27 protein-coding genes and 1 other RNA gene are annotated in these 25,820 nt (G+C 51.4%); 23 read left to right on the top strand and 5 right to left on the bottom strand.

The annotated features are described in order from the left end of the window. The first annotated feature begins 3 nt into the window (after window positions 1–3). The 6 genes from SO058_RS08475 to SO058_RS08450 are packed head-to-tail and all read left to right on the top strand — an operon-like array spanning window position 4 to window position 5,247. Window positions 4–345, top strand: coding sequence for a bifunctional adenosylcobinamide kinase/adenosylcobinamide-phosphate guanylyltransferase (locus tag SO058_RS08475; protein ID WP_320842562.1), 342 nt, complete (start codon window positions 4–6; stop codon window positions 343–345). Continuing rightward, on the top strand, window positions 333–1,301 hold the full coding sequence (cbiB, locus tag SO058_RS08470; protein WP_320842561.1) for an adenosylcobinamide-phosphate synthase CbiB: 969 nt from the start codon (window positions 333–335) through the stop codon (window positions 1,299–1,301). Before SO058_RS08475 ends, cbiB begins: the two co-directional genes overlap by 13 nt. Beyond that, a complete protein-coding gene (locus SO058_RS08465; protein WP_320842560.1) occupies window positions 1,292–2,344 on the top strand; it encodes a pyridoxal phosphate-dependent aminotransferase in 1,053 nt (350 codons plus the stop codon). Before cbiB ends, SO058_RS08465 begins: the two co-directional genes overlap by 10 nt. A gap of 2 nt (window positions 2,345–2,346) precedes the next feature. Continuing rightward, window positions 2,347–3,855 carry a cobyric acid synthase gene (locus tag SO058_RS08460; protein ID WP_320842559.1) on the top strand — a complete coding sequence of 503 codons (1,509 nt, stop codon included), beginning with the start codon at window positions 2,347–2,349 and terminating at the stop codon, window positions 3,853–3,855. Then, window positions 3,843–4,475 carry a precorrin-8X methylmutase gene (locus SO058_RS08455; protein ID WP_320842558.1) on the top strand — a complete coding sequence of 211 codons (633 nt, stop codon included), beginning with the start codon at window positions 3,843–3,845 and terminating at the stop codon, window positions 4,473–4,475. Before SO058_RS08460 ends, SO058_RS08455 begins: the two co-directional genes overlap by 13 nt. 4 nt (window positions 4,476–4,479) lie before the next feature. After that, entirely contained in the window at window positions 4,480–5,247 is a 768-nt protein-coding gene (locus tag SO058_RS08450; RefSeq protein ID WP_320842557.1) for a sirohydrochlorin cobaltochelatase, read from the top strand. 44 nt (window positions 5,248–5,291) lie between these two features. On the opposite strand, the gene SO058_RS08445 is transcribed toward SO058_RS08450, so the two are convergent. Then, window positions 5,292–6,086, bottom strand: coding sequence for a ZIP family metal transporter (locus SO058_RS08445; RefSeq protein ID WP_320842556.1), 795 nt, complete (start codon window positions 6,084–6,086; stop codon window positions 5,292–5,294). A gap of 113 nt (window positions 6,087–6,199) precedes the next feature. Here SO058_RS08445 and SO058_RS08440 point away from each other — a divergent pair, with 113 nt between their 5' ends. From SO058_RS08440 to SO058_RS08415, 6 genes are all read left to right on the top strand, one after another. Continuing rightward, window positions 6,200–7,276 carry a tetratricopeptide repeat-containing glycosyltransferase family 2 protein gene (locus tag SO058_RS08440; protein ID WP_320842555.1) on the top strand — a complete coding sequence of 359 codons (1,077 nt, stop codon included), beginning with the start codon at window positions 6,200–6,202 and terminating at the stop codon, window positions 7,274–7,276. A gap of 58 nt (window positions 7,277–7,334) precedes the next feature. Then, window positions 7,335–8,870, top strand: coding sequence for a collagen-like protein (locus tag SO058_RS08435; RefSeq protein ID WP_320842554.1), 1,536 nt, complete (start codon window positions 7,335–7,337; stop codon window positions 8,868–8,870). Window positions 8,871–9,023: 153 nt separating this feature from the next. Further along, window positions 9,024–9,401, top strand: a complete 378-nt coding sequence (locus tag SO058_RS08430; RefSeq protein WP_320842553.1) for a DUF3783 domain-containing protein — start codon at window positions 9,024–9,026, stop codon at window positions 9,399–9,401. Next, on the top strand, window positions 9,398–10,204 hold the full coding sequence (locus tag SO058_RS08425) for a DNA-3-methyladenine glycosylase family protein (RefSeq protein WP_320842552.1): 807 nt from the start codon (window positions 9,398–9,400) through the stop codon (window positions 10,202–10,204). Before SO058_RS08430 ends, SO058_RS08425 begins: the two co-directional genes overlap by 4 nt. A 45-nt stretch (window positions 10,205–10,249) precedes the next feature. Next, complete coding sequence (trxA, locus tag SO058_RS08420) at window positions 10,250–10,555, top strand: thioredoxin (RefSeq protein WP_320842551.1); 306 nt, start codon at window positions 10,250–10,252, stop codon at window positions 10,553–10,555. 134 nt (window positions 10,556–10,689) lie between these two features. Beyond that, window positions 10,690–11,187: a DUF6530 family protein gene (locus tag SO058_RS08415; RefSeq protein WP_320842550.1), complete on the top strand. Its 498-nt coding sequence runs from the start codon at window positions 10,690–10,692 to the stop codon at window positions 11,185–11,187. Between the two features lie 50 nt (window positions 11,188–11,237). Here SO058_RS08415 and SO058_RS08410 read toward each other — a convergent pair whose 3' ends face one another. Next, window positions 11,238–11,819 (bottom strand): sugar O-acetyltransferase, encoded by a 582-nt coding sequence (locus SO058_RS08410; RefSeq protein ID WP_320842549.1) that lies wholly within the window; start codon window positions 11,817–11,819, stop codon window positions 11,238–11,240. A gap of 24 nt (window positions 11,820–11,843) precedes the next feature. Continuing rightward, window positions 11,844–12,020 (bottom strand): DUF6472 family protein, encoded by a 177-nt coding sequence (locus SO058_RS08405; RefSeq protein ID WP_320842548.1) that lies wholly within the window; start codon window positions 12,018–12,020, stop codon window positions 11,844–11,846. 78 nt (window positions 12,021–12,098) lie between these two features. Here SO058_RS08405 and SO058_RS08400 point away from each other — a divergent pair, with 78 nt between their 5' ends. The 10 genes from SO058_RS08400 to SO058_RS08360 all read left to right on the top strand — a co-directional run bounded on the left by SO058_RS08400 (window position 12,099) and on the right by SO058_RS08360 (window position 22,683). Next, the gene (locus tag SO058_RS08400; protein WP_320842547.1) at window positions 12,099–12,314 is read left to right on the top strand and encodes a hypothetical protein; all 216 of its coding nucleotides are present in this window, start codon (window positions 12,099–12,101) and stop codon (window positions 12,312–12,314) included. Window positions 12,315–12,399: 85 nt separating this feature from the next. Next, complete coding sequence (locus SO058_RS08395; protein ID WP_320842546.1) at window positions 12,400–13,287, top strand: fumarylacetoacetate hydrolase family protein; 888 nt, start codon at window positions 12,400–12,402, stop codon at window positions 13,285–13,287. 124 nt (window positions 13,288–13,411) lie between these two features. Next, window positions 13,412–13,879, top strand: a complete 468-nt coding sequence (gene smpB, locus SO058_RS08390) for an SsrA-binding protein SmpB (protein ID WP_320842545.1) — start codon at window positions 13,412–13,414, stop codon at window positions 13,877–13,879. 30 nt (window positions 13,880–13,909) lie between these two features. After that, window positions 13,910–14,265, top strand: a transfer-messenger RNA (tmRNA) gene (ssrA, locus tag SO058_RS08385). Window positions 14,266–14,441: 176 nt separating this feature from the next. Then, window positions 14,442–15,080 (top strand): recombinase family protein, encoded by a 639-nt coding sequence (locus tag SO058_RS08380; RefSeq protein ID WP_320842544.1) that lies wholly within the window; start codon window positions 14,442–14,444, stop codon window positions 15,078–15,080. 64 nt (window positions 15,081–15,144) lie between these two features. Further along, a complete protein-coding gene (locus tag SO058_RS08375; protein WP_320842543.1) occupies window positions 15,145–19,353 on the top strand; it encodes a hypothetical protein in 4,209 nt (1,402 codons plus the stop codon). Between the two features lie 217 nt (window positions 19,354–19,570). Next, window positions 19,571–20,209, top strand: coding sequence for a recombinase family protein (locus SO058_RS08370; RefSeq protein WP_320842542.1), 639 nt, complete (start codon window positions 19,571–19,573; stop codon window positions 20,207–20,209). A 64-nt stretch (window positions 20,210–20,273) separates the two neighbouring features. Further along, window positions 20,274–20,909, top strand: a complete 636-nt coding sequence (locus tag SO058_RS08365; protein WP_320842541.1) for a KilA-N domain-containing protein — start codon at window positions 20,274–20,276, stop codon at window positions 20,907–20,909. 23 nt (window positions 20,910–20,932) lie between these two features. Then, the gene (locus SO058_RS11125) at window positions 20,933–21,166 is read left to right on the top strand and encodes an AAA family ATPase (RefSeq protein WP_442872238.1); all 234 of its coding nucleotides are present in this window, start codon (window positions 20,933–20,935) and stop codon (window positions 21,164–21,166) included. Then, window positions 21,085–22,683, top strand: a complete 1,599-nt coding sequence (locus SO058_RS08360; protein WP_320842540.1) for a UvrD-helicase domain-containing protein — start codon at window positions 21,085–21,087, stop codon at window positions 22,681–22,683. The genes SO058_RS11125 and SO058_RS08360 overlap by 82 nt, the downstream gene beginning before the upstream one ends. A 314-nt stretch (window positions 22,684–22,997) precedes the next feature. On the opposite strand, the gene SO058_RS08355 is transcribed toward SO058_RS08360, so the two are convergent. Beyond that, the gene (locus SO058_RS08355) at window positions 22,998–24,809 is read right to left on the bottom strand and encodes an S-layer homology domain-containing protein (RefSeq protein WP_320842539.1); all 1,812 of its coding nucleotides are present in this window, start codon (window positions 24,807–24,809) and stop codon (window positions 22,998–23,000) included. A 162-nt stretch (window positions 24,810–24,971) separates the two neighbouring features. Between SO058_RS08355 and SO058_RS08350 the strand changes: the two genes are divergently transcribed. After that, window positions 24,972–25,151 carry a ribbon-helix-helix protein, CopG family gene (locus SO058_RS08350; RefSeq protein ID WP_320842538.1) on the top strand — a complete coding sequence of 60 codons (180 nt, stop codon included), beginning with the start codon at window positions 24,972–24,974 and terminating at the stop codon, window positions 25,149–25,151. A 35-nt stretch (window positions 25,152–25,186) separates the two neighbouring features. Here SO058_RS08350 and SO058_RS08345 read toward each other — a convergent pair whose 3' ends face one another. Then, the gene (locus SO058_RS08345) at window positions 25,187–25,480 is read right to left on the bottom strand and encodes a hypothetical protein (RefSeq protein ID WP_320842537.1); all 294 of its coding nucleotides are present in this window, start codon (window positions 25,478–25,480) and stop codon (window positions 25,187–25,189) included. Window positions 25,481–25,820: the final 340 nt, after the last annotated feature.

Below are 25,820 nucleotides of genomic sequence, written 5' to 3'. Positions count from 1 at the left end.
AAGATGACAGCTTTGTATATTGGCGGCGCGCACCAGGGTAAAACGGCGTTGGCGCGGCGGCTGCACGGCGGTCAAACGGACTACGTGGAGGAACTGCACGCGCTGGTGCGCCGGACACTTACGCAGGGAGGCGATGCGCAGGCTCTGCTTCCCGCGCTTCGCGGCAAGGTGGTTATCTGCGATGAGGTTGGCTGCGGCATCGTGCCGCTCGATCCGCAGGAGCGCGCGTGGCGCGAGACTGTGGGGCGGCTGTGCTGTGCGCTTGCGGAAGAGGCTGATCTGGTGGTTCGCGTGTGGGCGGGGCTGCCGCAGGTACTCAAGGGGAGCTTGCCATGCACGTGCTAGCGGTTTGTCTGGGCTTCGCGATCGACGCGGCGTTCGGCGACCCGCCGGGTTTGTGGCATCCTGTCTGCGCGATCGGAAAGCTGATTGCAAACGGGGAGCGGGCGCTTCGCGGGCTGTTTTCTAAAACACCGCGCGGGGAATATGCGGCGGGCGTGATGCTCTGGATTTTGGTGTGTGCGCTGTCATGCGGCGTGCCGGCAGCGCTTTTATTGCTCGCATGGCAACTGCATCCGGTGGCGGGGGTTGCGTTGGAAACACTGATGTGCGGTCAAATTTTCGCGCGGCGTTCGCTGTGTGATGAAAGCCGTAAGGTGTATGACTGTCTGGCGGAAAACGATCTTCCCGGCGCGCGGATGGCGGTTTCTTATATCGTCGGCCGGGATACGGCAGCGCTGGATGCAGCGGGCGTGACGCGCGCGGCGGTCGAAACAGTCGCGGAAAACGCGTCGGACGGCGTGGTCGCCCCCATGCTGTTTCTGATTCTGGGCGGCGCGCCGCTAGGGTTTCTGTATAAGGCGGTGAATACAATGGATTCCATAATCGGATATAAAAATGAGAAATACCTGCATTTCGGACGCTTTGCCGCTAAAATGGACGATTTGTTCAACTGGCTTCCCGCGCGATTCACCGCGCTTTGCATGATTTTGAGCGCACGGTTTGCCGGGCTGGACGGAAAAAACGCTTTCCGCATTTGGCGGCGCGACCGGAAAAACCACGCGAGTCCGAACGCGGCGCAGGGCGAAGCGGCCTGCGCGGGCGCGCTGCATGTGCAGCTTGCGGGCAATGCGTATTACTTTGGGAAATTACATGAAAAACCGACCATCGGCGATGCGGACCGACCGGTCGAGCCTGCCGATATCGTTCGGGCGGGACGTTTCATGACGGCGGCAAGCGTGTTTGCGCTGATTGTGTTGGCGTGTGCGGCGTGCCTGATAAGGAGCATTTTATGGAACTGACCCACGGCGGCGATATTTACAGCTATGCTGAAGCGCACGGCGGCGCGCTGCCGCTCGACCTTTCGGCCAATATAAACCCGTTTGGCGCGCCCGCGTCCGTGCTGCGGGCAATGCACGAAGCCGTGGAACACTGCGGACACTATCCCGATCCATTGTGCCGTGCGGCGCGGCGGGCGATTGGACTGGCGGAAAACGTCAGTCCGGATTGGCTGTACTGCGGCAATGGCGCGGCCGATGTGCTCGACCGGCTGGCGCGCGTGCTGCGGCCTCGCTGCGCATTGCTCACTGCGCCGACCTTTTCGGAATATGAACGCACGCTAACGGGCGCGGAGCTTCGCTTCCATCAGCTTGATCGGGAGCAGGACTTTGCCGTTACGGAGCGCATTCTCGCGGATATCACGCCTGAAATCGATGCGGTATATTTGTGCAATCCGAATAACCCGACCGGATGCGTGATCGAACCTGCTTTGCTGCGGGAGATTGCAAAACAGTGCGCCGGGCTGGGGATTTGGCTGGTCGTGGACGAGTGCTTTCTCGATTTTTTGCCCGAGGCGGAGACGCACACGGTAAAGCCGCTTCTTGGAGAGTGCCCGCAGCTGGTGGTGCTGCGCGCCTATACCAAGATGTTCGCCGTGCCGGGCGTGCGGTTCGGCTGGTGCATGACCGCGAATCGGGAACTAACCGGGGCGCTCTATCAAGCAGGACAGCCGTGGAACGTATCGGTCATTGCGCAGGCCTGCGCGGAGGCGGCGGCCGGAGAGCGGGCGTTTGCGCGGCACACGGCGGCTGCAATAAAAACCGAGCGGTCATTTATAGTAAATTCGTTGCGAAAAAGAGGTTATTCTGTCGTATCCAGCCAAACGAACTTCGTTTTGTTTCATTCGACGAATACCATGCTGCATGAAAAACTCGCGCAAAAAGGCGTGCTGATCCGAAACTGCGCGAACTACCGGGGTCTCGAATCGGGGGATTACCGGATTGCGGTGCGTACGCGCGCGGACAGCGAGCGGCTGCTTGCGGCAATGGATGTGGAAAGGGGATAACCATGGCAAAAGCGATCATGGTGCAGGGCACCGCATCAAACGTGGGCAAAAGCCTTCTTGCCGCCGCGCTCTGCCGCATCTTCCGGCAGGACGGGTATCGCGTCGCGCCGTTTAAGGCGCAGAACATGGCGCTCAATTCCTTTATCACGGCGGACGGGCTGGAAATGGGCCGCGCGCAGGTTGTGCAGGCCGAAGCCGCGGGAATCGCGCCCGACGCGCGTATGAATCCGATTCTGCTCAAGCCGACGAGCGACAGCGGCTCGCAGGTGATCTTAAACGGCAAGGCGGTTGGCAACCGCTCCGCGCGGGAATACTATGCGGAAAAGGCCGCGTTGCGTCCAGCCGTGCAGGCGGCTTACGACAGCCTCGCGGCAGATTACGATATTATTGTGATTGAGGGGGCGGGCAGCCCGGCGGAGATTAATCTCAAGAAAGACGATTTTGTTAACATGGGCATGGCAGAAATGGCAAACGCCCCGGTGCTGCTGGTCGGCGATATCAACCGCGGCGGCGTGTTTGCCTCGCTGTACGGCACGGTCGCGCTGCTGGAAGAGGCGGAGCAGGCACGGATTGCCGGGCTGGTCATCAATAAATTTCGGGGAGACCTGGATATCCTGAAGCCCGGGCTTGCCATGCTGGAAAAGTTGACCCGCAAGCCCGTCCTCGGGGTGGTGCCGTACCGCCCGTTCGATATTGACGATGAGGATAGCCTATCCGAACGCCTTTCGCGCGACGGGGAGCCTGCGCTAATCACGGTCGCAGTGCCGCGCCTGCCGCGCCTATCGAATTTTACCGATCTGGACGCGCTGGACCGGATCGAGGGCGTGTGTGTCCGTTATGTGACGCGGCCGGACGAATTGGCTTCGCCCGATTTGATCGTACTGCCCGGAAGCAAAAACACCATAGCCGATCTGCTCTGGCTGCGTCAAAGCGGGTTGGAAGCCCGGATCCAACGGCTCGCGGCTTCAGGCGTTCCGATATTTGGCGTCTGCGGCGGCTATCAGATGATGGGCCAAACGGTTTCCGATCGGGAACGGGCAGAAAATGGCGGGGAAATAGCAGGAATGGGGCTTTTACCGGTCGAAACGGTGTTTTCCGCAGAAAAGCGCACCGCGCAGGTGGAGGGCGTGTTTGAAACGGCCGGCGGACTGCTTGCCGCGTTGTCGGGCAGGCCTTTTTCGGGCTATGAGATCCATATGGGCCGCACGGTGCGGACGGGCGGCGCGCCGTTGGCACGCCTTTCGAGAAATGGCATGACGGTGGAGGACGGCTGCCAGCATGAAAATTGCTACGGCACCTATGTTCACGGGATTTTCGACCGCGCGGAGACAGCGCAGGCCGTTGTGGGCGCACTGTTTGCGCGCCGCGGGCTTGACCCCGGCACGGTGCGCGCGTTTGACGCGGCGGCCTACCGCCAGCAGCAGTACGACGCGCTGGCGGGGCACGTTCGCGCGTCGCTCGACATGAAGCAGATCTACCGGATATTGGAGGACGGCATATGCAGGAAATGAAACCGCAGGAGATCGAAAAACGCTCGTTTGCCATCATTGCGCAGGAGCTTGAGGGACGGGTGTTCCCGGCGGGACAGGATGCGATCGTCCGGCGCGTCATCCATACGACGGCGGATTTCGATTATGCCGACAACCTGCTGTTTTCGGAAAGCGCCGTCACGCAGGCGCATGAGGCGCTTCGTGCGGGCGCGGTCATCGTGACTGACACCAACATGGCACTGGCGGGCGTCAACAAGCGCGCGCTGTCCCAGCTTGGCTGCACGGCGCGGTGTTTTATGGCCGAGCCAGACGTTGCGGACGAGGCCAAGGCACGCGGCGTGACGCGGGCGGCTGTGTCGGCGGAACGGGCGGCAAGGCTTCCCGGCCCGCTGATCTTTGCATGCGGCAACGCGCCCACCGCGCTTCTGCGCCTGCATGAGCTGATTGAAGCAGGCAAGGCTTCACCCGCGTTAGTGATCGGCGTGCCGGTCGGCTTTGTCAACGTGGTCGAGGCAAAGGAGCTGTTTTTGCGCGGGGAGACCCCATATATCATTGCGCGTGGGCGAAAAGGCGGCTCCAATGTGGCGGCGGCTATCGTCAACGCACTGCTGTATCAACTGGTTGAACGGGAGGGGTTCTGAAAACATGGGAAAGAAAGCGCTGATGGTCGTCAGCTTTGGCACGAGCGTGCCCGAAGCGCGCGGGGCGATCGAACATATCGAAAAAACACTGGCCGCCGCACGATCAGGTTATGACTTTTACCGCGCGTTTACCTCCGGGATCATCCGTAAAAAAATCGCGCTTGAGCAGGGGGAGGAAATCATGGAGCCGGGCAGGCTGGCACAGAAGCTGGCTGACGAGGGCTATGAGGAGCTGATTTGCCAGAGCCTGCACGTCATTCCGGGGCATGAGTACGAAAAGCTGTGCCGGGCGTTGGAGCCCTACCGTGCGCGCTTTGCACGTTTGGAAATCGGGAAGCCGCTGCTCTGGCAGAACACCGATTATCTGCGTCTGACGCGCGGACTGCTTGCGCACATGCCCAAGCTGGAGAAAAACGAGGCGTTTGTCTGGATGGGGCACGGCACCGACCATCCGGCAGACGCGGCCTATGCGCTGGTGGAAAATACTTTCCGCTTTTCCGGCGCCGAGCGGGTGTATGTATCCACCGTGGAGGGGTTCCCCAATTTTGATTACGTCCTCCGCCGTCTGCACGCGCGGCAGATCGAGCGGGTCTGGCTTTCGCCGCTGATGGTCGTCGCGGGCGACCATGCACGAAACGACCTTGCGGGCGCGGGCGAGGATAGCTGGAAATCGGTGCTGGAAAGCGAGGGCTACGATGTGCAGCTCCTGAACAAGGGGCTGGGCGAATATGACGAGGTCGCTGCGCTCTTTGCCTCGCATCTGCCGGAATAAAAAAGACGCTCTCCAATTTGGAGAGCGTCTTTTCGCGTTTGTCCTCAGCCTAGCGCCACATCGAGTATCATCATCACGACAAACCCGGCGATCACCCCGAGCGTGCCGAGGTTGGAATGTTCTCCGAGGTGCGCCTCGGGGATCAGTTCTTCGACGACAACATAGATCATCGCGCCCGCCGCGGCCGACAATAGCCAGGGCATAAGCGGCGCGATATCCTTGGCGAGCAGCACGACCAGAATACCAAAAAACGGTTCGACAATGCCTGACAGGCTGCCGTATATAAATGACCGTGTACGGCTGAGCCCCTCCTGCCGGAGCGGCAGCGCGACCGCCGCACCCTCGGGAAAGTTTTGGATGCCGATGCCGACCGCGAGCGCCATGGCGCCCGCATACAGCGCGGGGTCTCCGCCGTGTTGCGCGGCGAGCGCAAACGACAGGCCGACCGCCATGCCCTCAGGGATATTATGGAGCGTGACGGCGAGCACAAGCAGCGTCGTGCGCCGAAACGAGGAGGGCAGACCTTCCGTGGCCCCGGCGTCCGGATGCAGGTGGGGCAGCAATGCGTCAAGTGCAAAAAGCAAGCCGACGCCAAGCAGGAACCCGCCGGCTGCCGGAACCCAGCCGATCATCCCAGCGGCTTCGGCTTCCTCGATGGCAGGGATCAGCAGACTCCAGACGGACGCTGCGATCATCACCCCCGCCGCAAAACCCAGACATAGCCGCTGCATGGTTTTTCCCGCGCCGCGGCGCACAAATAAAACGAGCGCCGCGCCCAGTGCCGTCATCAAGAAGGTAAAACCCGTTCCGGCTGCCGCCCAGTAGATTGCACGATTCATAAAAACACCTCCATTCGGTGGTTAGCTTAAACTAACTTATATTATACACCTTTAAAGTATATTGTCAAGCATACGCACCGCCGCATAGGATGCACAGAAAGGGGCGTGTGCAAATGGTCACGATCAGCCTGTGTATGATCGTCAAAAATGAAGAATCTGTGCTGGCGCGCTGTTTGGACAGCGTAAAAGATTTGGTGGATGAGGTGATCGTTGCCGACACCGGATCAAGCGACCGGACGCGGGAGATCGCCGCAGCGTATGGACAGGTATATGATTTCCCATGGTGCGATGATTTTTCCGCTGCGCGCAATTTTTCTTTTTCCAAAGCGTCGATGGACTATTGTATGTGGCTGGACGCGGACGATGTGATAGCCCCCGGGGATCACGAGAAATTCCGCAGCATGAAAAAAACGCTCGACCCATCGGTCGACGTGGTGATGCTGCCGTATCAGACCGTGTTTGATGAAGCGGGAAAGCCGACTTTCACCTACTTCCGTGAACGCTTGCTCAAAAATGGCCGCGGCTTTCAGTGGCAGGGCGCGGTGCACGAGTGTATCGCGCCCTGCGGACACATTGAATACGGCGAAGCTGCCGTGCAGCACCGGAAACAGGGGGCGGGCGACCCGAACCGCAATCTGCGGCTGTATGAAAAACAGCTGCGGGACGGAAAGTCGCTGGACGCGCGCGGCCTGTTTTATTATGCGCGCGAACTTCTGACCCACAAGCGTTATGCAGACGCCGAACAGGTGTTCTCCGCGTTTCTGGCGCGGCCAGATGGCTGGCTGGAAAACCGCATTGAGGCCTGCCGGCAGTTGGCAGAGTGCCGGCTGGCGCTGGGTAAAACGGAAAACGCATTGCAGGCGCTGCTGAGCAGCTTCGCTATTGACATACCGCGCGCTGAGACCTGCTGCGCGCTTGGCGCGCTGCTGATGGGACAGGAACAGTACCGGCAGGCGGCGTTCTGGTATGAAACCGCGCTGCGTTCGCCGCGCAATACCCGGACGGGCGGTTTTATTCTTGAAGACTGCTATGGCTATCTGCCTTGCATCCAGCTTTGCGTGTGCTATGACAGGCTGGGTGATTATGAAACGGCAGAGGCGATGAATGAACGCGCGGCGGGATTCCGCCCGGATTCTGCCGCCGTTGCGTACAACCGGGCGTACTTTGCGGACCGCAAAGTACGGGTCTGAATAGAATGAGATAGCCGTACGGCCTAAACACTGTGCGGTGGGAAAGGATGATATTTGCATGAATGATCGTTATGGCTTTGGCGGACGCGGCTGCCCGACCGACGGATGGTTTGAGGATCCGTGCGGCGAGTGCGGCGCGCGGCCGCCCAAGTGCTGCGGGCCGACAGGGCCGACAGGGCCGGAGGGTCCCCGCGGATACCGCGGCGAGGCTGGCCCAATGGGTCCGCGCGGTTATGCGGGTCCTCCGGGAATGCCAGGGCCGCAGGGCCGACAGGGAGATCCCGGACCAATGGGGCCGACCGGACCGACCGGACCGCAAGGTATTCAGGGCGTGCCCGGCGCAACAGGCGCAACCGGTGCGACGGGTGCCACAGGTTCTAGCGGAGCGACCGGTGCGACCGGCGCGACTGGCGCGCCCGGTTCCGCAAGCATGACCGGAGCGACCGGACCGACTGGTCCGACCGGCCCAACCGGTCCAACCGGACCGACTGGCCCTAAAGGTACAACTGGGGCGACAGGCTCCACGGGTCCCACCGGAGCCACCGGCCCCACTGGTCCCAGAGGAACGACCGGCACAACTGGTGCAACCGGAGCGACCGGTGCAACCGGACCGACCGGCCCCAGAGGTACGACCGGCGCAACGGGTCGGGCAGAAACATTGACGATCCGCACAACGACGACCGGTGATCCAGGTTCGGCCGCGGCAGTCGTGGATGTCAGTGGATCGCCTGACCATGTGCTGGACTTTTTCATTCCGGCAGGCGCTACCGGCGCCCAAGGAGAGCGTGGACCGCAAGGTGAACAGGGTCCGCAGGGACCGGAAGGCCCCCAGGGTCAGCCTGGCCCGCTTGGCGCAACTGGCGCAACCGGTGTGACAGGGGCAACCGGCCCTACGGGTCCAACAGGTCCTACCGGCGCAACCGGCCCGACCGGCCCCACTGGCCTGATGGGTGCTGTTGGTCCGACCGGTGCAACGGGTGAAACGGGCGCCACCGGTGCAACCGGCGAAACGGGTGCAACAGGCGAAACAGGTGCGACTGGCGAGGCCGACCGCATCACGATCGGTTCGACCACAACTGTCGGCCCGGATGAACCAGCGGAGGTCATCGACACCACAGGCGGCCCTGATCATGTGCTGGAGTTCCGCATTCCACAGGGCCAGCCGGGCGGAGGCGGCACGCTTGAAGTGCTCGCGACGACCGATTCTTCCGGCCAGCAGCCGGCGGCAGGCACCGCTTTGATATTTAGCGAAGTACCGTTGGTATCAGGCAGTGCGATCACGCATCAGCCGGGCAGCACGGACATTGAGATCAACCAGCCCGGTATTTACCAGGCCACACTGTACAGTACCGTCACCGCCGCGCCTGGTACGCCGATCCCGGCCACCGCGCAGATTCGGCTGTACAGCAACGGAACACCGGTCACAGGCGCCATCGCCCAGCGCACGTATACGGCCTCGGATGAAACGGGTACGCTGGCATTCAGCATCCCGTTCCGGGTCGACACCGTGCCAACCAGTCTGATTGTGGTTTCTGAAAACGACGGCTTCAGATTCGATGATCTTGCGCTGACGGTTGTGCGGCTGGGGGACTGAAAACCGGCTCTTGTTTTGTCAAACCGACCGCATTAACAGCATCAGAAACGCCCGCGCGGAAATTCCGCGCGGGCGTTTCACATCCGGCGGTTTTGATAGTTGACAGATATGGTATACTGTATTTGTAATACCAGAGGCAAGGAGGAATCCAATATGGCGGTATCCCGCGAAACAGTGCTGTATTACGACCCCGTGGGCGGCGAACGCGCCGCAAAACTGAAATCGATTCTGGTGCGTATGGGCGTGCGTATTAAAAACGTCCCGGCGGATGCGGTCGGCCAGACGGTTGGCTGTCTGCTTGGCCGCAAGGGGTTTGGCACGCGTGCTGAAGCTGAAGCGCCCGCGCTTGCCGAACCCCTGCTCGTGCTTGACGGATTCACAGACAAACGGCTGGAGATTCTGCTGCGTGAAATCAAACAGCAAGCAGTGCGCGTACCCTATAAAGCAGTGGTAACGGAAACGAACCTCGGTTGGCTGCTGCATCAGCTCTATGAGGAGCTCGCGGCTGAACATGAGGCGATGAACCCATGATTACGCGGCGCATTCCGGACTTCAACCTTGGACAGATCGCACGGTCGGGTCAATGCTTTCGTTTTGACCCGGCGGAGGACGGCGCATATACGCTGACCGCCCGGGGGCGACAGCTGACGCTGGGGCAGGACGGCGATACCGTCTGGTTCGACTGTGGGGAAGAGGAGTTTTCCAGCGTCTGGCGTCCCTATTTCGATCTGGATACCGACTACGGCGCGTTTAAACGCGCCGTGTCCAAACAGGACAAGTACTTACAAGCGGCTATCGCAGCCGGCGGTGGAATCCGCATTCTGCGGCAGGAACTTTGGGAGACGATCGTCTGCTTCATCATTTCACAGCAGAACCATATCGCGCGCATCAAAAAATGCGTCGAAAATTTGTGTTTGCTTTTGGGCGAACCGTGCTATAATAAACACGGAGAACGGTATTTTTGCTTTCCAAAACCCGAGGCGCTCGCCCTTTGTGAACCCAGCGATCTGGCGTGCTGCCGGCTGGGCTACCGCGCGAAATATTTAACGCAAAGCGCGCGGCAGGTCGTTTCCGGCGAAGTTGATTTACAGCGGATTGCCGCTCTGCCGTATGAAGAAGCGCGGCAGGAGCTGATGCGGCTGACCGGCGTGGGCGTTAAGGTGGCGGAATGCATCTGCTTGTACGCACTGCACCACATCGACGCATTCCCGGTCGATACCCATATCCGCGCCATGCTGGACAAGCATTATCCCAAGGGGTTTCCGATGAAACGCTACCGGGGCTTTGCGGGCGTGATGCAGCAATATGGATTTTATTACGAGCTCGGCGTGTAACGCGCCGCCAGCCGGACACACTAGACAAAAAAGGAGAGGACACAAATGGCAGTTTTAACGATTACCAAGGATAATTTCCAAAGCGAGGTTTTGCAGTCGGACAAGCCGGTGCTGCTCGATTTTTGGGCGACTTGGTGCGGTCCGTGCCGCATGGTTTCGCCGATCGTGGACGAGATCGCGGGCGAGCGCGGCGATATCAAGGTCGGCAAGGTCAACATCGATGATCAGATGGAATTGGCGCAGCAGTTCGGCGTCATGAGCATCCCGACACTGGTTGTCATCAAAAACGGAGAGATCGCCAATAAGGCGGTCGGCGCGATGCCAAAGGACAACATCCTCGCACTGCTGTAAGGAAAGAAAAGGACCCGGAAACGTTTTGCGTTTCCGGGTCCTTGTCCGTTTGGGGGTTGACAGCCTAGGAAAAAAGCAGTATGATAGCACTAGTTAATTACTAAATTACTAATTTAATGAAAGGAGAATGGACAATGAAAATTCCGACGACGCTCAAGCATAAGCCTGTCATCACTGTCGAGAACTATGAAAACGTCGACGGTCGGCTGGCCTATGAAAGCGACGCGAAAGGGCTGTCGCTCGGCCTTGCGCAGTGGAACGACCGCGGCCGGGTGGATATATCCGCGAAGGTCTGGCGGTATACCGGGGAAAAGTGGTCGCGACAGTCTGAAGAACTGCCGCTGCACCGCGCGCTCGACCTGGCGATCCTGATCTGCCGCGCGCGGCAGTATTTCATGGATGCGTACCGCTTTCCCAAGTTGTATGACGAATCAAACCCGCAGGTCGACCGCATCGGACTTCAAGGCGATGCAATGACGGTCGAGGTCTGCACGGACAACCCGATGATCGACGAGGACATCAAGCTGTTTTCTGATGTTTTGGGACGGGATGACGAAATGCTCGCCGAGCGTCTGCATCTGCTCAGCAACCTGCTGCAGGACATGGGCTACGGCAGAAGCAAAAGAGATTAAAAAATGCGCGCTGTGCTTGACACAGCGCGCATTTTTATGATATCGGGCGGTTAAAGGATCACGCGGCGGGGCTTTTCCTCGATCTCGCGCACCACACGGCAAGGGTTGCCCGCGGCAAGCACGCCCGCCGGCACGTCGCGGGTGACAATGCTGCCTGCGGCGATCACTGCATTGTCTCCAATAGTTACGCCGGGCAGCACGCATACATGCGCGCCGATCCAGACGTTGTTGCCCACGCGGATAGGCTTGGCGTATTCCAGCCCAGCGTTGCGCTGGGCGACATCGAGCGGGTGGCCGGCGGTATAGAAGCCGCAGTGCGGCGAAACGAACACATGGTCGCCAAAGGTGACGGGCGCGCCGTCCAGAATGGTCAGGCCATAGTTAGCGTAAAAGCTCTTGCCGACGCGGGTGTTATACCCATAGTCGATAGAAAGCGGCGGCTCGATAATAATATCGTCATCACACGCGGCGAGCAGCCCTTTGAGCAGCGCCAGCCGCTTTTCGGGAAACGCGGTGCGTGTCTGGTTGTATTCGATGCAAATATCCTGCGCACGGGCACGGTCTGCCAAAATGGCGGGATCGTAGTTTGCATCATACAGCAGGCCTTTGGATGCTTTTTCCTTTTCGGTCATTCTTTCACCTCTGCAAATCCCAATTTAGTTCTGTTTTCGGACGAGCGCATAATCGTCGTCCGAGCGGTAATACGGGCAGGGTCTGCCCGGGTTCGTCTGCAGGCGGCAGAGTTCGTCTTCATCTAGATAGGCCTCGCAGAAATACATATCCGCCTCATCGTCATATACGTTATAGGCGCAGGTATCACAATTTGCGCTCATGGCTCATCACCTCTTCCCATATTGTAGCATATCGCGCTGGCGCGAGCAACCGCATAGACTGAATTGGAGGTGATCCCCATGGATTTAAGAAACAACCGGATCACGGTCGGCGAGATCCTGCAAAACCCGCGCGCGCGGGCACTTCTGTTCCGCGAGTTTCCCATGCTGCGCGACACGGGCGTGCGGCGGCAGATATGGAATATGCCGCTTTGGCGCGTGCTGCAGCTGGGAGGCAGGTTTGTTTCGCAAAACCGGGTCGACAGCCTGCTGCGCCAGCTTCGCAGTCTGGACTGAAAGGATGGCGCCCCGCGTGCGATTGCACTGCGGGGCCTTTTTGTGGTATGATACTGCTATAAGACAAAAGGGAGGAAACGCAATCATGAAGCTTTATACCTATCAAGCGCCGGGCGGCGTGGACAGGCTTGGTGTGGGCTATTTGGACGCGCCGGGTTTTCTCTGGCCTGTCGAAGCGTTCGGCTTGCCGTTCGCCGATATGAACGATCTGATCTGCCACGCGGACAAAGCGGCGCTTGACCGCTTGCGCGACCGCGGTAACGCGTCCGAAGGGCCGTTGGCGCTGGATTCCGTGCGCCTGCGCGCGCCGATCCCGCGCCCGCTGCAGGATCTGATGTGCCTTGGCATTAATTATGCCGATCACGCGGTCGAATCGGCGCGGTTCCATCAGGACGCGTTTCTGGTCGACCGCAAAAAAGCGACCTACTTTGGCAAGCGCGTGTTTGAAGCGACGGGCGACGGTGACGCGATTCCCAGTTATACGGGGCTGGTGGACGGGCTGGATTATGAGGTCGAGCTGGGCGTCGTCTTGGGAAAGGATGCAAAAAACGTTCCCGAGGACAAGGTTTATGAGTATATTTTCGGCTATACGGTGATAAACGACGTATCGGCCCGTAATCTGCAAACCGAGCATAATCAGTGGTATTTTGGAAAATCGCTTGACGGCTTTACGCCGATGGGGCCCTGCTTCCTGACGGCTGACGAGGTCGCGTTTCCGCCGGTACTGCGTGTTTCATCCATGGTCAACGGCGAAACGCGGCAGGATTCGCGCACCGACCACTTGATTCACGGCGTGGCCGAGATCATTGCAGAACTATCGCGCGGCATGACGCTGCGCGCGGGCACGGTCATTGCAACCGGTACGCCGTCGGGCGTCGGCATGGGTTTTACGCCGCCGAATTTCCTCAAGCCGGGCGACGTGGTCACCTGTGCGGTCGAGGGGATCGGGGAGATCACGAACACGGTGGAATGACCGCGCGCTCCGCCGGAAACGGCGGGGCGGAGTCGGTTTTGCGCGAACGGTGTAACACGCCTGACACTTTACTTTCTGCCCCCGCCGTGCTATGATAAACTGTACCACGAAAAAGGAGGACGCCATGGCTGGAAAGCAGGGCACAAAGCAAGTCACCGCCAATAAAAAAGCCTGGCACGACTACTTTGTCGAGGAAAAATACGAAGCGGGCATCGAGCTGTTTGGGACCGAGGTCAAATCCATCCGGCAGGGGCAGGTCAATTTAAAGGATTCCTATTGCTCCTTTAAAGACGGCGAGTTGTTTGTACGCGCTATGCATATTTCGCCGTATGAAAAGGGCAATATTTTCAACAAGGATCCTCTGCGCGTGCGCAGGCTGCTGATGCACAAAAAAGAGATCGCGGTTCTTTTCGGCCGCACCAAGCAGGACGGTTATTCACTCATTCCGCTCGCGGTGTATTTCAAAAACTCGCGCGTGAAGCTTGAGCTCGGCCTTTGCCGCGGCAAAAAGCAGCACGACAAACGCGACTCCATCGCTGCGCGGGACGCCAAACGCGAGATCGACCGCGCGATGAAAATTTGGAATCGTTGAGAAAAAGCATTCTGAGAATGCACCCGACCCGGGGACGTAACGGGTTCGACGGGGGTGCTGAAGCTGGAATAGCGGGCCGCAGTGGGGCGCTGCGAAAAAAGCTCCAACTTGTTTATAAATTAAACAACAACGATTCTAAGTTACTGGCTGCCTAATTAAGGCTTAGCCCGTCAGCCCCGGGGGGACCACGGCCCGGGTGTCTGGCGTCGATTAGTGGTGAACGTGTACGGATTAAGAGTTGCGTCCGTCATGTAAGATGACTCTACCGAGGCGGCGAGCCTGTTTGCCGGCGCGCCGCGGGGGGAATCCTAAACGACAAACTGCGCCCGGAGAAGTTCCTGTGGATGTGCTTTCGGACGCGGGTTCAACTCCCGCCGTCTCCACCATAAAGACAGACCTGTTTTTTCGCAGATGGGTCTGTCTTTTTCTATGCCAAAAAGTGACTTTTTACGGTGGAGTTTAGTTCGCCGCTGAAAGCAAACCCATATATGCACAGGTTTTGTGTTCGGCGGTTTTTATAAACCTAACTATAAATGAGTTTAAGGAAAGGATGAGAGACTGTATGGCAATACCTTATGGCTTTGAAAAGATGGCTAGTGGAAATGTTCGAATGGTAGCTCCAGAGATTGGAGTAGTGCAGAGAATTTATCAACGTTATGTTGATGGTGCCAGCTTGGGTGGCATCGCTGCCCAGTTGGAAGCGGATAAAGTTGTTGCTCCCTCTAGCAAAGATAAGTGGTCACGCTCCGTCATTGATAAAATTCTAAGCAACGGCAAGTATGTACCGTATGCCATTCCAATGGAATTATTTGTGGCAGTTCAGTTTGAGAAAGAATCCCGTTCCAATATACAGACAAATAATGATGGTTCCATGCAGAGAAAGACCACCCGGTACAGTTCACAGAATGTACTGAGTGGTCTTTTAGTTTGCGCAGAATGCGGCAGCAACTACCGCCGAATCACAAAGCCAAGCAGCGAAGTGGTCTGGCGCTGCTCCGACCGGGTGGAAAATGGTAAGCGATCAGTGTGTAAACATTCGCCGACTATTACCGATATAAATATTAAAGCTTTAATTAGTGAGAAATTAGCATTGACAGTATTTGATGAAGAAACTGTGCGGAGAAAGCTGTCGCATATCTTAGTTAAAAGTAACAGACAAATTGATATTGCGTACTCTCGTGGTTTAGCATTGCATCTATAAGCTGTCCATTCCAGAAGTTTAATGTTATAATGTGTATAATGATTACACAGTAGGGAGTGTGCATATGGAGACATTGGTAGGTATAATAACAAATGTTTTTTCAAGTTTTCTGTATGATGGAATAGCTGTTTGGAAGGATAAAAAGGCTATACAGGCTTTCAAGGACGATTTAATTCAATGGGCTATTGAATTTGAAAAAACTCATGATGGGACAATTGTAACTCAAGGAATATTTTACAGTTATATAGTTAATCACTGTGTTATTCTCAATGTTTTTGAATATGTAGTTAGTATTCATAATCAGAATCAGTCAGAAGCAGTTTATCTCTCTACTCAAAAACAGCAATTATATAAAGCGTTAGAGGTGGAGACCTATAAAATTTCCGTTTTGGACAAACGTATTATTAATGAATTTTTTCAAAGTATTTTGAATAAATGCAAGGTATTTATTCAAAGTAGAATTCAACCACACGATAGAGCTATTTTATATGTGCTTATGCAACAAAATTTTGAAATTTATGCTATTAGCAAAATGATGCAAAGCAATGCCGAAACAGATATAATTCTTCAATCGGAACTATTCAAAATAAAAGATGAGCTTTTAAGCATCCACCGACTGATTCACCAGCAAAAGAAATTGAAAATTTCCGATGTGTGGTTTATAAACCAGAATCGTGAACAAATCCAGAATCTGGGTAATCGTTATATGCCTGAGTTAAATGTGCCTCTTGAAATAAGCAAGGTTTTTGACGGTCTAGCTATAAATGAAGATTTCTTAAACCGATTCAAAAGCATTAGTGATAATTTACTAGTAAAACTTCGCGCATTAAGAATACAGGAAGTAAGTAGTAACATAGATTGCATATCACTGCTCATCAATGACTTTTTGTCTAACAAGCCAAGACACCTAGAAATAGATCAATTATTACAAGTATTAAACATAATATTAGAGTCCTTAAGCAAAGAACTTTCCAAACTGTATGCGCTACTTGACTCGGCAGATAGAAAAACAAAAAATCAAAACCTTCAACACAGTATTTATCTAATCCAAGATAGTTATGGTTTGCTTGAAGAATATATTTCTTATTTAGATTCTGCCGAAATAAAAGCTGTTAATAAGCCGTATATTCTGATTGATGGCAAGGGTGGTATTGGAAAATCACATTTGCTGGCAGATGCTATTCAAAGCAGAACGGCAAACAATAACAAATCATTACTGCTCTTAGGCCAACATTTTTCTGGCCATAAACATCCTCTTCAAGAAATGCTGGATCTTTTATCAATAAACTGTGATATGGATTGTTTTCTAGAGCACTTGAATAGTATGGCCGAAAAGGAAAGTTCTAGAATTATTATTTTTATAGATGCCTTAAACGAGGGAAATGGTAAAGTGATTTGGAGAAACCATCTTTCTGGTATAGTAGAAAAATTAAAAAGATTTTCTTGGGTTGGGCTCGTGATGACAATTAGGTCTGAGTATACCGCCTCTCTTTTTTCGGACAACAGTAACTTAATGGAGGAATTAGTACAGTTAACTCATGTTGGATTTAGCACTGTTGAGTATAAAGCGATTAAAAAATATTTCGATTTCTATAAAGTAGTGTATTCAAGTGTGCCTTTTGCCAACCATGAATTTAGCAATCCACTTTTCTTAAGGCTGTTCTGTGAAGGGCAACGTGATCGCACAGTTAATATAAATCAATTACAAATTTCTGAGGTTTATAACAGCTATATTACAACTGTTAATCGCAGAGTAGCTGCCGCATGTGGGTACAACCAGCGCTACAATGTTGTCAGAAAAGTGATTGATGAAATGGTGCGATTTAAATTTAAAAACAACTTGGGCAATAATTATATTCCACAAGATAGAACTTTAGAAATGATTCTTGAAATACAAAGTAAATATCAGTGCAAAACCGATCTTTTAGAGCAGTTGCTAGCTGAGGGCGTTTTGACGCAGAATATTAGGTTTGACAACTCTGAATATTTATATGTGACATATGAAAAGCTCGAAGATTATTTGTTTGCTGAAATGCTTGTACCGGAAATGCAAGATTTGGGAATTGAGGCTTTTAGAATAGCAAATGAATCTCTTCTATGGAATAAAGATATTCTTGAGTGCCTTGCTATTGTACTTGCCCAAAAGACTGAGTATGAAATTTTTGATATTTTTGAGAAATCAAATGTGAATACACGATATGCGTTCATAGAAAGTCTGAAGTGGAGAACCTCGCAAACGATAACACAAAACTCATTAGAGTACATTAATCAAAACATTTTGCAAAAAGGCCATTCATTAATTCACTTTTTTTCAACACTGATTCTACTATCAACAAAAGAAGAATTCCGACTTAATGCAGATAAAACTGTAGAATATATGTTTAGGTTTCCTATGCCAGATAGAGATGCGTATTTCATTCCCATATTTGATAAAATTTTTGACACTCAGGGATCTTCAATTAACAAGTTGATAGATTGGGCGTTGGCTTCTAATGAAGGGAATTTTCCAGAAGAAAGCATTCGCCTTGCAGCGCAAATGCTTTGTATGTTCCTAATTTCATCAAATCGCTACTTGAGGGATAAATCTACAAAAGCTTTAGTTTCTTTGCTTACGGGACACATTGAGGTGCTTATACAGTTGATGGAACGCTTCTCCACTATAGACGATCCATATGTTGCGGAACGTCTATATGCTGTAGCGTTTGGGTGCGTGGTATCGGAAACAAACGAAAACAGCATAAGAAACCTAGCAGGATTTGTTTATGAAAATATATTTCAACAAGAAATAACATATCCTAATATTTTGCTGCGTGACTATGCAAAAAGCATAATGGATTTTGCCCAATACCGCCTTTCCAATTTCGATTTTGATTTATCCAAAATACAGCCACCATACAACACGACTTTCCCTGATACTCCTACAGACGAAGACATTAAAAAGTTTGAATACGACTATAAAGATAAAGAATTTAAAGATTATTTTTGGGGTCAAAACGCAATTTTAAGTTCAATGCAAGTAGAATACTCTCGTGACGGATCACCGGGTGGATATGGGGATTTTGGTCGATATGTATTTCAACGGTATTTTCACGATTGGAAAGGGTTAGACAGTAATGATCTTAAGAACATAGCAATTAAAAAAATTTTTGACATGGGATATGATGTCGAAAAGCATGGCTGTTATGATATACACCGAGAAACCGGAAGATCAAGAACAAAAAAACACGAGAGAATCGGAAAAAAATATCAATGGATTGCACTATATGAGCTAGCTGCACAGGTCAGCGATAAGTATTTAATGCAAATCAATATTGATGACCGAGGAACAAAAAATCACACTTTTTGCACAGGATCGTTTGAGCCTAATATTAGAAATATAGACCCTACAATATCCTTGCTTTCAATTGTTCAAGATGCCACGCATAAAAAGCCAATACATGAAAAGCTTTACACCTTACCTGCAAAAGATCATTGTGAGTGGTTGGAAAACTTTGATGATCTGCCACCCATAGAAAGTATACTGTATCTGCATCATGCTGAAAAAGTGTTTGTTTTGTTGAGCGGTTGGTACACATGGTCAGGAGAAAAAGCACTTGGTGATAAACAATATCAAAATCCAATCAAAGATATGTGGATGCAAGTAAACAGCTATATTGTTAAAAAGGATCGCAAGGATGAAATTGTTCAAGCATTATTGAATAAGGATTTTATGGGGAGATGGACGTCTGAGGCAGACGAGAATTACATCCTCTACAACAAAGAATATTATTGGTCAGAGGGATATCATTTTTTTCAAAATCCTTACTACTGTGGTGAGGAATGGGTTTCAATTGATCGGTATGGAGATGAGTACAATTCACTAGGTAAGGTCTTATTGCCAGCTTTCAAATATCTTACCGAACGTGAAGGAGATTTATTTGGAGAAGAAAATAATTATTCTTGGTATAAACCAAGCGGAGAATTATTCAATGGGTTGCAAATGAGATATGGCAAGGAGGATACCGTCTTATATGATAGGGATGGCAATATTGTTTGTTTCGATAGTCGCGAACTTCTAAGAGAAGATATCGGCCTGTTCATTGATAGAACCGCTTTCTTCAAATACCTCGAAGAGCATGACTATACAATCTTTTGGACATTGTTAAGTGAAAAGCGTATTATTGTGGAAGAGCGTAGCTCTAAGCAGCAATTTAGTAGGCCTCATGTTTCAGGTTTATTTCACCTAAATGAGCATGGTGAGTTTATTGGAAAGATAAATCAATACACCGATTAATTTCAACCCAAAACCCTGCATCTATTTTGACCTAATGACACAGAAAGACAGACCTGTTTTTTAACAGATGGGTCTGTCTTTTTCTATGCCCAAAAGCGGTTCTTTACCGTAAAATTCAACTTGCGGTCAAGTTCAAACCCATTTATGCACAAGTTTTGTGTGTGGCGATCAATATAAATCTAGCTATAAATAAGTTTAAGAAAGGACGGAACAACGTATGGCAATACCTTATGGCTTTAAAAAGATGGCTGATGGCAATGTGCAAATGGTAGCCTCGGAAATTGAAGTGGTACAGCGAATCTACCGGCGCTATGTTGATGGTGCTAGTTTGGGCGGTATCGCCGCCGAGCTGGAAGCGGATCAGGTTGTTGCCCCCTCCGGTAATGCGAAGTGGTCACGCTCCGTTATTGATAAAATACTGAGCAACGGCAAGTATGTGCCATATGCTGTCTCAATGGAACTGTTCGTAGCCGCTCAGTTTGAAAAGGGCTCTCGAACCAATACACAAATGAATAGCGATGGCTCCACACAGAGAAAGACCACCCGGTACAGTTCACAGAACGTACTGAGTGGTCTTTTAGTTTGTGCTGAATGCGGCAGTAATTATCGCCGTATTACAAGACCAAGCGGCGAGGTAGTCTGGCGCTGCGCTGACCGTGTAGAAAATGGTAAGCAGTCAGTTTGTAAATATTCTCCGACGATTGCCGATATAACTCTTAAGATGTTGATTTGCAAGGAGCTGGATTTATCTGAGTTCGATGAGCAGGCTGTGCAAAAAGCAATTTCTCAAATTTCGATTACAAGCAACGAAGAAATTGATATTACTCGCCATTTTGGGATATATCAACAATTATAAGCTATCCATTCTTAGGTTTTGATGATATAATATAAATTATTATGCACAAAGCTGGGGTATATAGATGGGTGCAAAAGAACTTCTTCAACAAAGAATGCGTTACGAAATGAGTATGAATTTTTTTCGTGGTCTACTTTGTGATGGAAAGCTGAGTAAAGTTGAATTTAAAAAAGCGGCAAAATTTGTTGACGAGAAATATGATATTGAAAATTTGGAGATTGAACTTGGAAAGTTGAAATTCCAAAGCATGCAATCAGATTCAGTAGAAATAGACTATGGTCTAACGTGTCTCCCCGAAACACAGGAAGCTGATATAGAGTACATCTCGCTTACAGATATCGCAAAGAAATTTAACAATACTGCACCAAGCTATGTGATTCAAAGCTGGATGCGTAGTAGCAGTACAATGGAATTTCTTAACCTATGGGAGCAGCGTCACAATGATGAATACAGCACCGAAGGCTATGATGCTTTGGTCGCTAGACTCAAAACAGGAACTTTCACAATGACCCCTAAGCAGTGGATTAAACAGACTGGTGCGGTTGGCATTGTATCGAAAGCAGGGAAAAACGGCGGTACTTATGCTCACCCTCTATTGGTGTGTGAATTTATGATGTGGTTGAGTCCAGAATACAGACTCAACTTGTTGGAGGCATTAGGTTGCTCTCGTATATATCTATTGGTGCACTTTAAAACATAAATGTTGTAGTTATTGCTATAGTTATGCGGAGGGAGATATACATGAGAATCACATCTATTCATATTCAAAATTTTCGCAAGTTACTGCAATGCCACATAGACTTCAGCAAAGAAACCACCTTGTTTGTCGGAGCAAATAACAGTGGAATGCGGCCTGTGACGAGATATCCAGAAGATTGCAATACAAGTCAATCTTTGCGGTCTCCACCATCCATAGCTTTCTTTGGGAACTTATTAAAAGCTATCAGGCCGATATAAAAGATTGGGTTATCAAATCGACTAAAGCAGATATTATCGAACTTGAAGAAAAGCAACGCAATGGACGCGGCGGTAAAGCTGCTGATAAAAGGGCAAAAGAATTAAATCAGAAAAACGAACGTCTTGCTAAAATAACATCAGTCAAACGCTTTTCGTATAATCCGAACGGAGAAAACGTCGGTTATGACTCTTTGAACCATAGTGAAGTGATAAAAATGGGTTCGGAGTTTATTGCCACAGAAAGAACAATGCAAGAAATTCTGATTGCAAAATACCCAATACTTCTGATTGATGAAAGTCAGGATACAAAGAAAGAACTAGTTGACGCCTTGTTTATTGTTTGTGAGCAGCATGCCGACAAATTTCTTGTCGGTATGTTCGGAGATACTATGCAGAAAATCTACTTAGATGGCAAGGATAACTTGGCAAACTGTATCCCCGCTAATTGGGCGCGTCCGGAAAAGGTTATGAACCATCGAAGTGCCACACGCATAGTAAAGCTTGCTAATACTATACGAAAGACGGTTGATGGGCAGCAACAGCGAGCCCGATCCGATGCGGAAGAAGGCACAGTGCGCCTATTCATAACTACATCATTTGCGAACAAAGAGGAAATAGAGCAAAGGGTCGCCACAATTATGGCTAAAGAAGCAAGGGATTTTGAGTGGGAGAACGAATCCGAATACAAGAGCCTAATATTGGAACATCATATGGCAGCCAGTCGCTTTGGTTTCTATGGCTTGTATGCTCCATTAAATGAGTCGGGCGTTTTTGATACATCGTTACGTGAAGGATCAATTTCAGAATTGTCCTTCCTTTCCAATATAATATCCCCCTTAAGAAAGGCCTACCGGGCTGGAGATGATTTTCAGGTTTCAAGGATTGTTCGCAAACATTCTCCATTGCTTAACAAACAAGCTTTTGCAGAAAAGGGCGATAATCAGTCTGATTTGATCCAACATACTGAAAAAGCTGTTGAATCCTTGATGGAACTGTGGAAAAACGATAGCCCCCCTTGCTGCTTGGACATATTAAAATCCGTAGAGAAATCCAACCTGTTCAAGTTGGATAGTCGCGTAACAGATATTCTTTCTGAGTTCGTAGAGGGCGAAAATGCCAAGACAACTGCCTTGAGGAAAGCTTTATCAGTAACCTTTGATGAATTAGAGCGATATTCGGCATATGTTTCCGATAACACTCGGTTTGCTACTCATCAGGGAATTAAGGGGCTTGAATTTCCGCGAGTTATGGTCATTATGGATGATACCGAAGCTCGTGTCTTTCTTTTCAGTTACGAAAAGCTGTTTGGGGCAACTCCCAAGAGCGATACCGACATAAAAAATGAGCAAGAAGGCAAGGATACAGGAATTATGCGAACCACCCGGCTTTTCTACGTTGCTTGTACACGCGCTCAAAAAAGCTTAGCAGTTTTAGCCTACACAGAGAATACTGAGGCCGTGAAAAGAACCGCGATATCAAATGGCTGGTTTGCAGAAGAAGAGGTTTATATTCTGTAATTTCAACTGTAGTGAGTGCTCTTAATATTCCAAATGGCAGAGTAGGCGATAGTCAAATTTCAACCTTAAAGGAAAAAGATATACAGATGTGAGTAAGGAATTTAACATGAAAGAAAAATCTGACGGTTTTTTTAAACTCTACTTTAGACTGGTTTTCTCCCTAAAGCAGATATCCTCTGCATCTATTTTGACCTAATGACACACAAGGATATTACACGAACACCTATTATTTTAACGGCGGGTTCGCCGTAACGGTGTGGCTGTGATACCAACAAGAAAGAGCGGTCAAGGTTTTAAGCCTTGGCCGCTCTTTGTTACTGCAGTTTCTGGAATGTGCGGTAGACCAGTAGCACCGACTGCTCCACCGTGCAGGAAGAAGCGGGGGAGAGTGTCGTGCCGCTCGTGCCCTTCATGATGCCGTTTTGTGCAAGGGCGGAAACCGCGTCCTTAGCCCACGCGGAGACCTTGCCCGCGTCCGTGTAGCCGGAGAGTGAGCCGCCGGCTGCGAGCGCGGTTTTGCCGGTTTCGGTCTGCACATAGGAGATCGCGCGCCAGAGCATGGTGGCGAGTTCCTGACGGGTCAGCGGGTCATAGGGGCTGAATGCCGTATCCGACGTACCGTTTACGATGCCCGCCGCGTGGGCTTTCAAAACGGCTTCGGAATTGGTGTCCGAGAACGTGCCGGACGGCGCGGCGGTGAGGGTTTTGCCGGTCGCCTGCTCGACGAACTGCACGATCAGCTCAGCGAACTGCAGGCGCGTGGCGCTGTCCTGCCAGCCGGGGGCTCCGGTTAATTCCGGCACGAGGTTCGCGGCCTGCGCTTTTTCGACCTCGGCCTTAGCCCAGCTGCTCGGCTGGACGAACGTGGCTAGCTCGGCGGCGGTGGGGGTGTAGTACGCGGGGTAGATGCGGACCAAACGATAGGAGTTATCGGCATTTTTCTTGATAACAAAGCTGAAGTTATCAATATGGTCTACGCCGGTGTCATCATAGAGCCATTTTTCAGTATAGACGGCATAATAAAATTGATTTCCCAAGTTATAAAAGTGCTCAGGAATTACTTTAATATAGCCCGGGAAGCTACCCATGCCAAAGTATGCATGAAAGCAAAGAGCATTTTGGTAGGAATAACAAAAATTGTTTGTATCATCCGTGGAGGGCAGCGTTTTTCTCGCTAATTTATCAAGATTTAAGGTTCTGCCAAATAGGGAATTTGTAAGAGGGTCCAGAAGATCTTTTGGAATACCCACATCATAATTGGGTAAATCTAAGGTGAACTTTGTTTCCCATCCAGAATAATATTTATTGTGGTCATACCACACAGCGTTCATCACCTGTGCAATCTGCTGATCGGTAGCGGTGCGGTAATCAATATCATAACCGGCGAATGGAAACAGCAGATCCTCAAACAGCGCTTTTTTCTCGCTTTCCGACAGGCTGGAAAGCACGTCCTCATAGCCGAAAACCGAGGTGTCGACGGCGTTTGCGAGCTGTTCTTTGACGCTGTGCGGTTTAAAATTGTTGTTACTGGTGCGGTCTGTCAGTTCTTGCTTGCTTTGATATGCGGCATAGGCGTTTTGAAAGGTGGCTTGATCGACATCCTGTCCGTTTATGCTGCTGGAATCGATTCCGGCAAACGCCCACATGGCGTCGTACATGGTATCCACGAGGATCCATTGGCCATTTCGTACGGTATAGGTTTTAGTACGGGTTCCACAATCCATTTCTCCAATGTCTTCAACGAAATACAGCCGATTTTCCTTTTCCGCGATAAAACAACTCGTTATGCCGAGCCCGTTGCGGACCTTCTCGGATTGGCCTTGCCAGTACTGTTGGGTCATATCGTCGACTTGGACAAGCTTTTTGCTGCCCTGCCAAACAGCATATCCGCCGGTAAACGATTGATACGAAGCGCCCTCCGGATAGCTGCGCCATACAAGCAGCAGCTCGTCAGAGCCGTCCCCATCGAAATCGACCAAATAAGAATTTGCGCCCGGGTTAGAGTCAATTGCCTTTAAGTAGCTTTTTGCATTGTCACTTGTCACCGCCGCGCCCGCCGCAGGCAGCGTCCCCACAACCAGCGCCGCCGCCAGCAGCCATGCCCCCGCACGTTTCCATTTACTCAAATTTACCCACTCCTTTTTGGCCTTGCGGTCCGTTTCGAACAGTATAGCATATTTTCCCATACTGTGCAATGTCAGAGTGACATCTTATAGCATCTATTAGACTGCATACAAGCATAATTAGAAATGTTATGCTTATTAAAAGCATGGAAAAGAGGGCGTTGCATGGCAACTTATAAGCGTGTTTTTACCCTGCGCATCGGCGACGAAGTGTTCGACAAGGTGAACGCTTTGGCGCAGAAAGAGCACCGCAGCATGACGAACTTTATCGAGCATGTACTGTTGTCGTATCTGGAAGCGTACGAGCGGGACAACGGCGCAATTATTGTGCCGGAGGATGCATGATAAAAGCCGCCGAGTGATCGGCGGCTTTGCTGTTGCTAAAATAGGCATTGTATGTCCGTATCATTCAATTCGATAAAATTGCGGTCGTCAGGCGCGCCGAGGTATTCCACGCGGTGGATGCGCCGCGTGAACGCTTGCCATGTTGCGGGCTCATTCCACTGGATGTTGCGGTACTGGCTTTCCGGTGAGATGTTGGAAATCAAGTAGACCTTGGTATAGCAAGCCTGTTTATCGGCATATCGGTACGGCAACATGATCGGGTAGCCGTCGAGATAGTTGAGCATATCCGATATGCGAAACTGCGAGCGGAATTCGTCGAATATCAGCACATCCTTGCCCGCATATCGCTCGAAAACGTGCCGCCCAAAAGCAGAACCTTGAAAAACAAATTGCCTTCGAACAGCAAGGCCAAATCCCTCTATTCGAGCAGGATATTCTATTCTTCCTTACCGCCTTGAAGAAAGGCGACGCCAACGATGAAAAATATCGGCGCATGCTGGTCAATATCTTCATCGTGGCCGTGTACCTCTTTGACGATAAGATCACTTATAGACTCACCGTGGGCGACAAGAGTGTGATAGTTTGCTTGTCGACATTGACCAGAGTAACGCCGACTACATGGGTGCGTGTATAAGCAGTTCTACTTCACAAAAGTAGACATTACACGAA

Origin of the sequence: Agathobaculum sp. (genome assembly GCF_034098985.1) — a bacterium.
Classification (GTDB): Bacteria; Bacillota; Clostridia; order Oscillospirales; family Butyricicoccaceae; genus Agathobaculum.
The sequence above is the reverse complement of the archived record's forward strand: the minus strand, read 5'-3'. Positions and strand labels throughout refer to the sequence as shown.

Bases quoted from the DNA above. Each gene is read 5' to 3' on its own strand.
- SO058_RS08475 (WP_320842562.1), top strand. From the start codon at position 4: ATGACAGCTTTGTATATTGGCGGCGCGCACCAGGGTAAAACGGCGTTG.
- cbiB (WP_320842561.1), top strand. From the start codon at position 333: ATGCACGTGCTAGCGGTTTGTCTGGGCTTCGCGATCGACGCGGCGTTC.
- SO058_RS08465 (WP_320842560.1), top strand. From the start codon at position 1,292: ATGGAACTGACCCACGGCGGCGATATTTACAGCTATGCTGAAGCGCAC.
- SO058_RS08460 (WP_320842559.1), top strand. From the start codon at position 2,347: ATGGCAAAAGCGATCATGGTGCAGGGCACCGCATCAAACGTGGGCAAA.
- SO058_RS08455 (WP_320842558.1), top strand. From the start codon at position 3,843: ATGCAGGAAATGAAACCGCAGGAGATCGAAAAACGCTCGTTTGCCATC.
- SO058_RS08450 (WP_320842557.1), top strand. From the start codon at position 4,480: ATGGGAAAGAAAGCGCTGATGGTCGTCAGCTTTGGCACGAGCGTGCCC.
- SO058_RS08445 (WP_320842556.1), bottom strand. From the start codon at position 6,086: ATGAATCGTGCAATCTACTGGGCGGCAGCCGGAACGGGTTTTACCTTC.
- SO058_RS08440 (WP_320842555.1), top strand. From the start codon at position 6,200: ATGGTCACGATCAGCCTGTGTATGATCGTCAAAAATGAAGAATCTGTG.
- SO058_RS08435 (WP_320842554.1), top strand. From the start codon at position 7,335: ATGAATGATCGTTATGGCTTTGGCGGACGCGGCTGCCCGACCGACGGA.
- SO058_RS08430 (WP_320842553.1), top strand. From the start codon at position 9,024: ATGGCGGTATCCCGCGAAACAGTGCTGTATTACGACCCCGTGGGCGGC.
- SO058_RS08425 (WP_320842552.1), top strand. From the start codon at position 9,398: ATGATTACGCGGCGCATTCCGGACTTCAACCTTGGACAGATCGCACGG.
- trxA (WP_320842551.1), top strand. From the start codon at position 10,250: ATGGCAGTTTTAACGATTACCAAGGATAATTTCCAAAGCGAGGTTTTG.
- SO058_RS08415 (WP_320842550.1), top strand. From the start codon at position 10,690: ATGAAAATTCCGACGACGCTCAAGCATAAGCCTGTCATCACTGTCGAG.
- SO058_RS08410 (WP_320842549.1), bottom strand. From the start codon at position 11,819: ATGACCGAAAAGGAAAAAGCATCCAAAGGCCTGCTGTATGATGCAAAC.
- SO058_RS08405 (WP_320842548.1), bottom strand. From the start codon at position 12,020: ATGAGCGCAAATTGTGATACCTGCGCCTATAACGTATATGACGATGAG.
- SO058_RS08400 (WP_320842547.1), top strand. From the start codon at position 12,099: ATGGATTTAAGAAACAACCGGATCACGGTCGGCGAGATCCTGCAAAAC.
- SO058_RS08395 (WP_320842546.1), top strand. From the start codon at position 12,400: ATGAAGCTTTATACCTATCAAGCGCCGGGCGGCGTGGACAGGCTTGGT.
- smpB (WP_320842545.1), top strand. From the start codon at position 13,412: ATGGCTGGAAAGCAGGGCACAAAGCAAGTCACCGCCAATAAAAAAGCC.
- SO058_RS08380 (WP_320842544.1), top strand. From the start codon at position 14,442: ATGGCAATACCTTATGGCTTTGAAAAGATGGCTAGTGGAAATGTTCGA.
- SO058_RS08375 (WP_320842543.1), top strand. From the start codon at position 15,145: ATGGAGACATTGGTAGGTATAATAACAAATGTTTTTTCAAGTTTTCTG.
- SO058_RS08370 (WP_320842542.1), top strand. From the start codon at position 19,571: ATGGCAATACCTTATGGCTTTAAAAAGATGGCTGATGGCAATGTGCAA.
- SO058_RS08365 (WP_320842541.1), top strand. From the start codon at position 20,274: ATGGGTGCAAAAGAACTTCTTCAACAAAGAATGCGTTACGAAATGAGT.
- SO058_RS11125 (WP_442872238.1), top strand. From the start codon at position 20,933: ATGCGGAGGGAGATATACATGAGAATCACATCTATTCATATTCAAAAT.
- SO058_RS08350 (WP_320842538.1), top strand. From the start codon at position 24,972: ATGGCAACTTATAAGCGTGTTTTTACCCTGCGCATCGGCGACGAAGTG.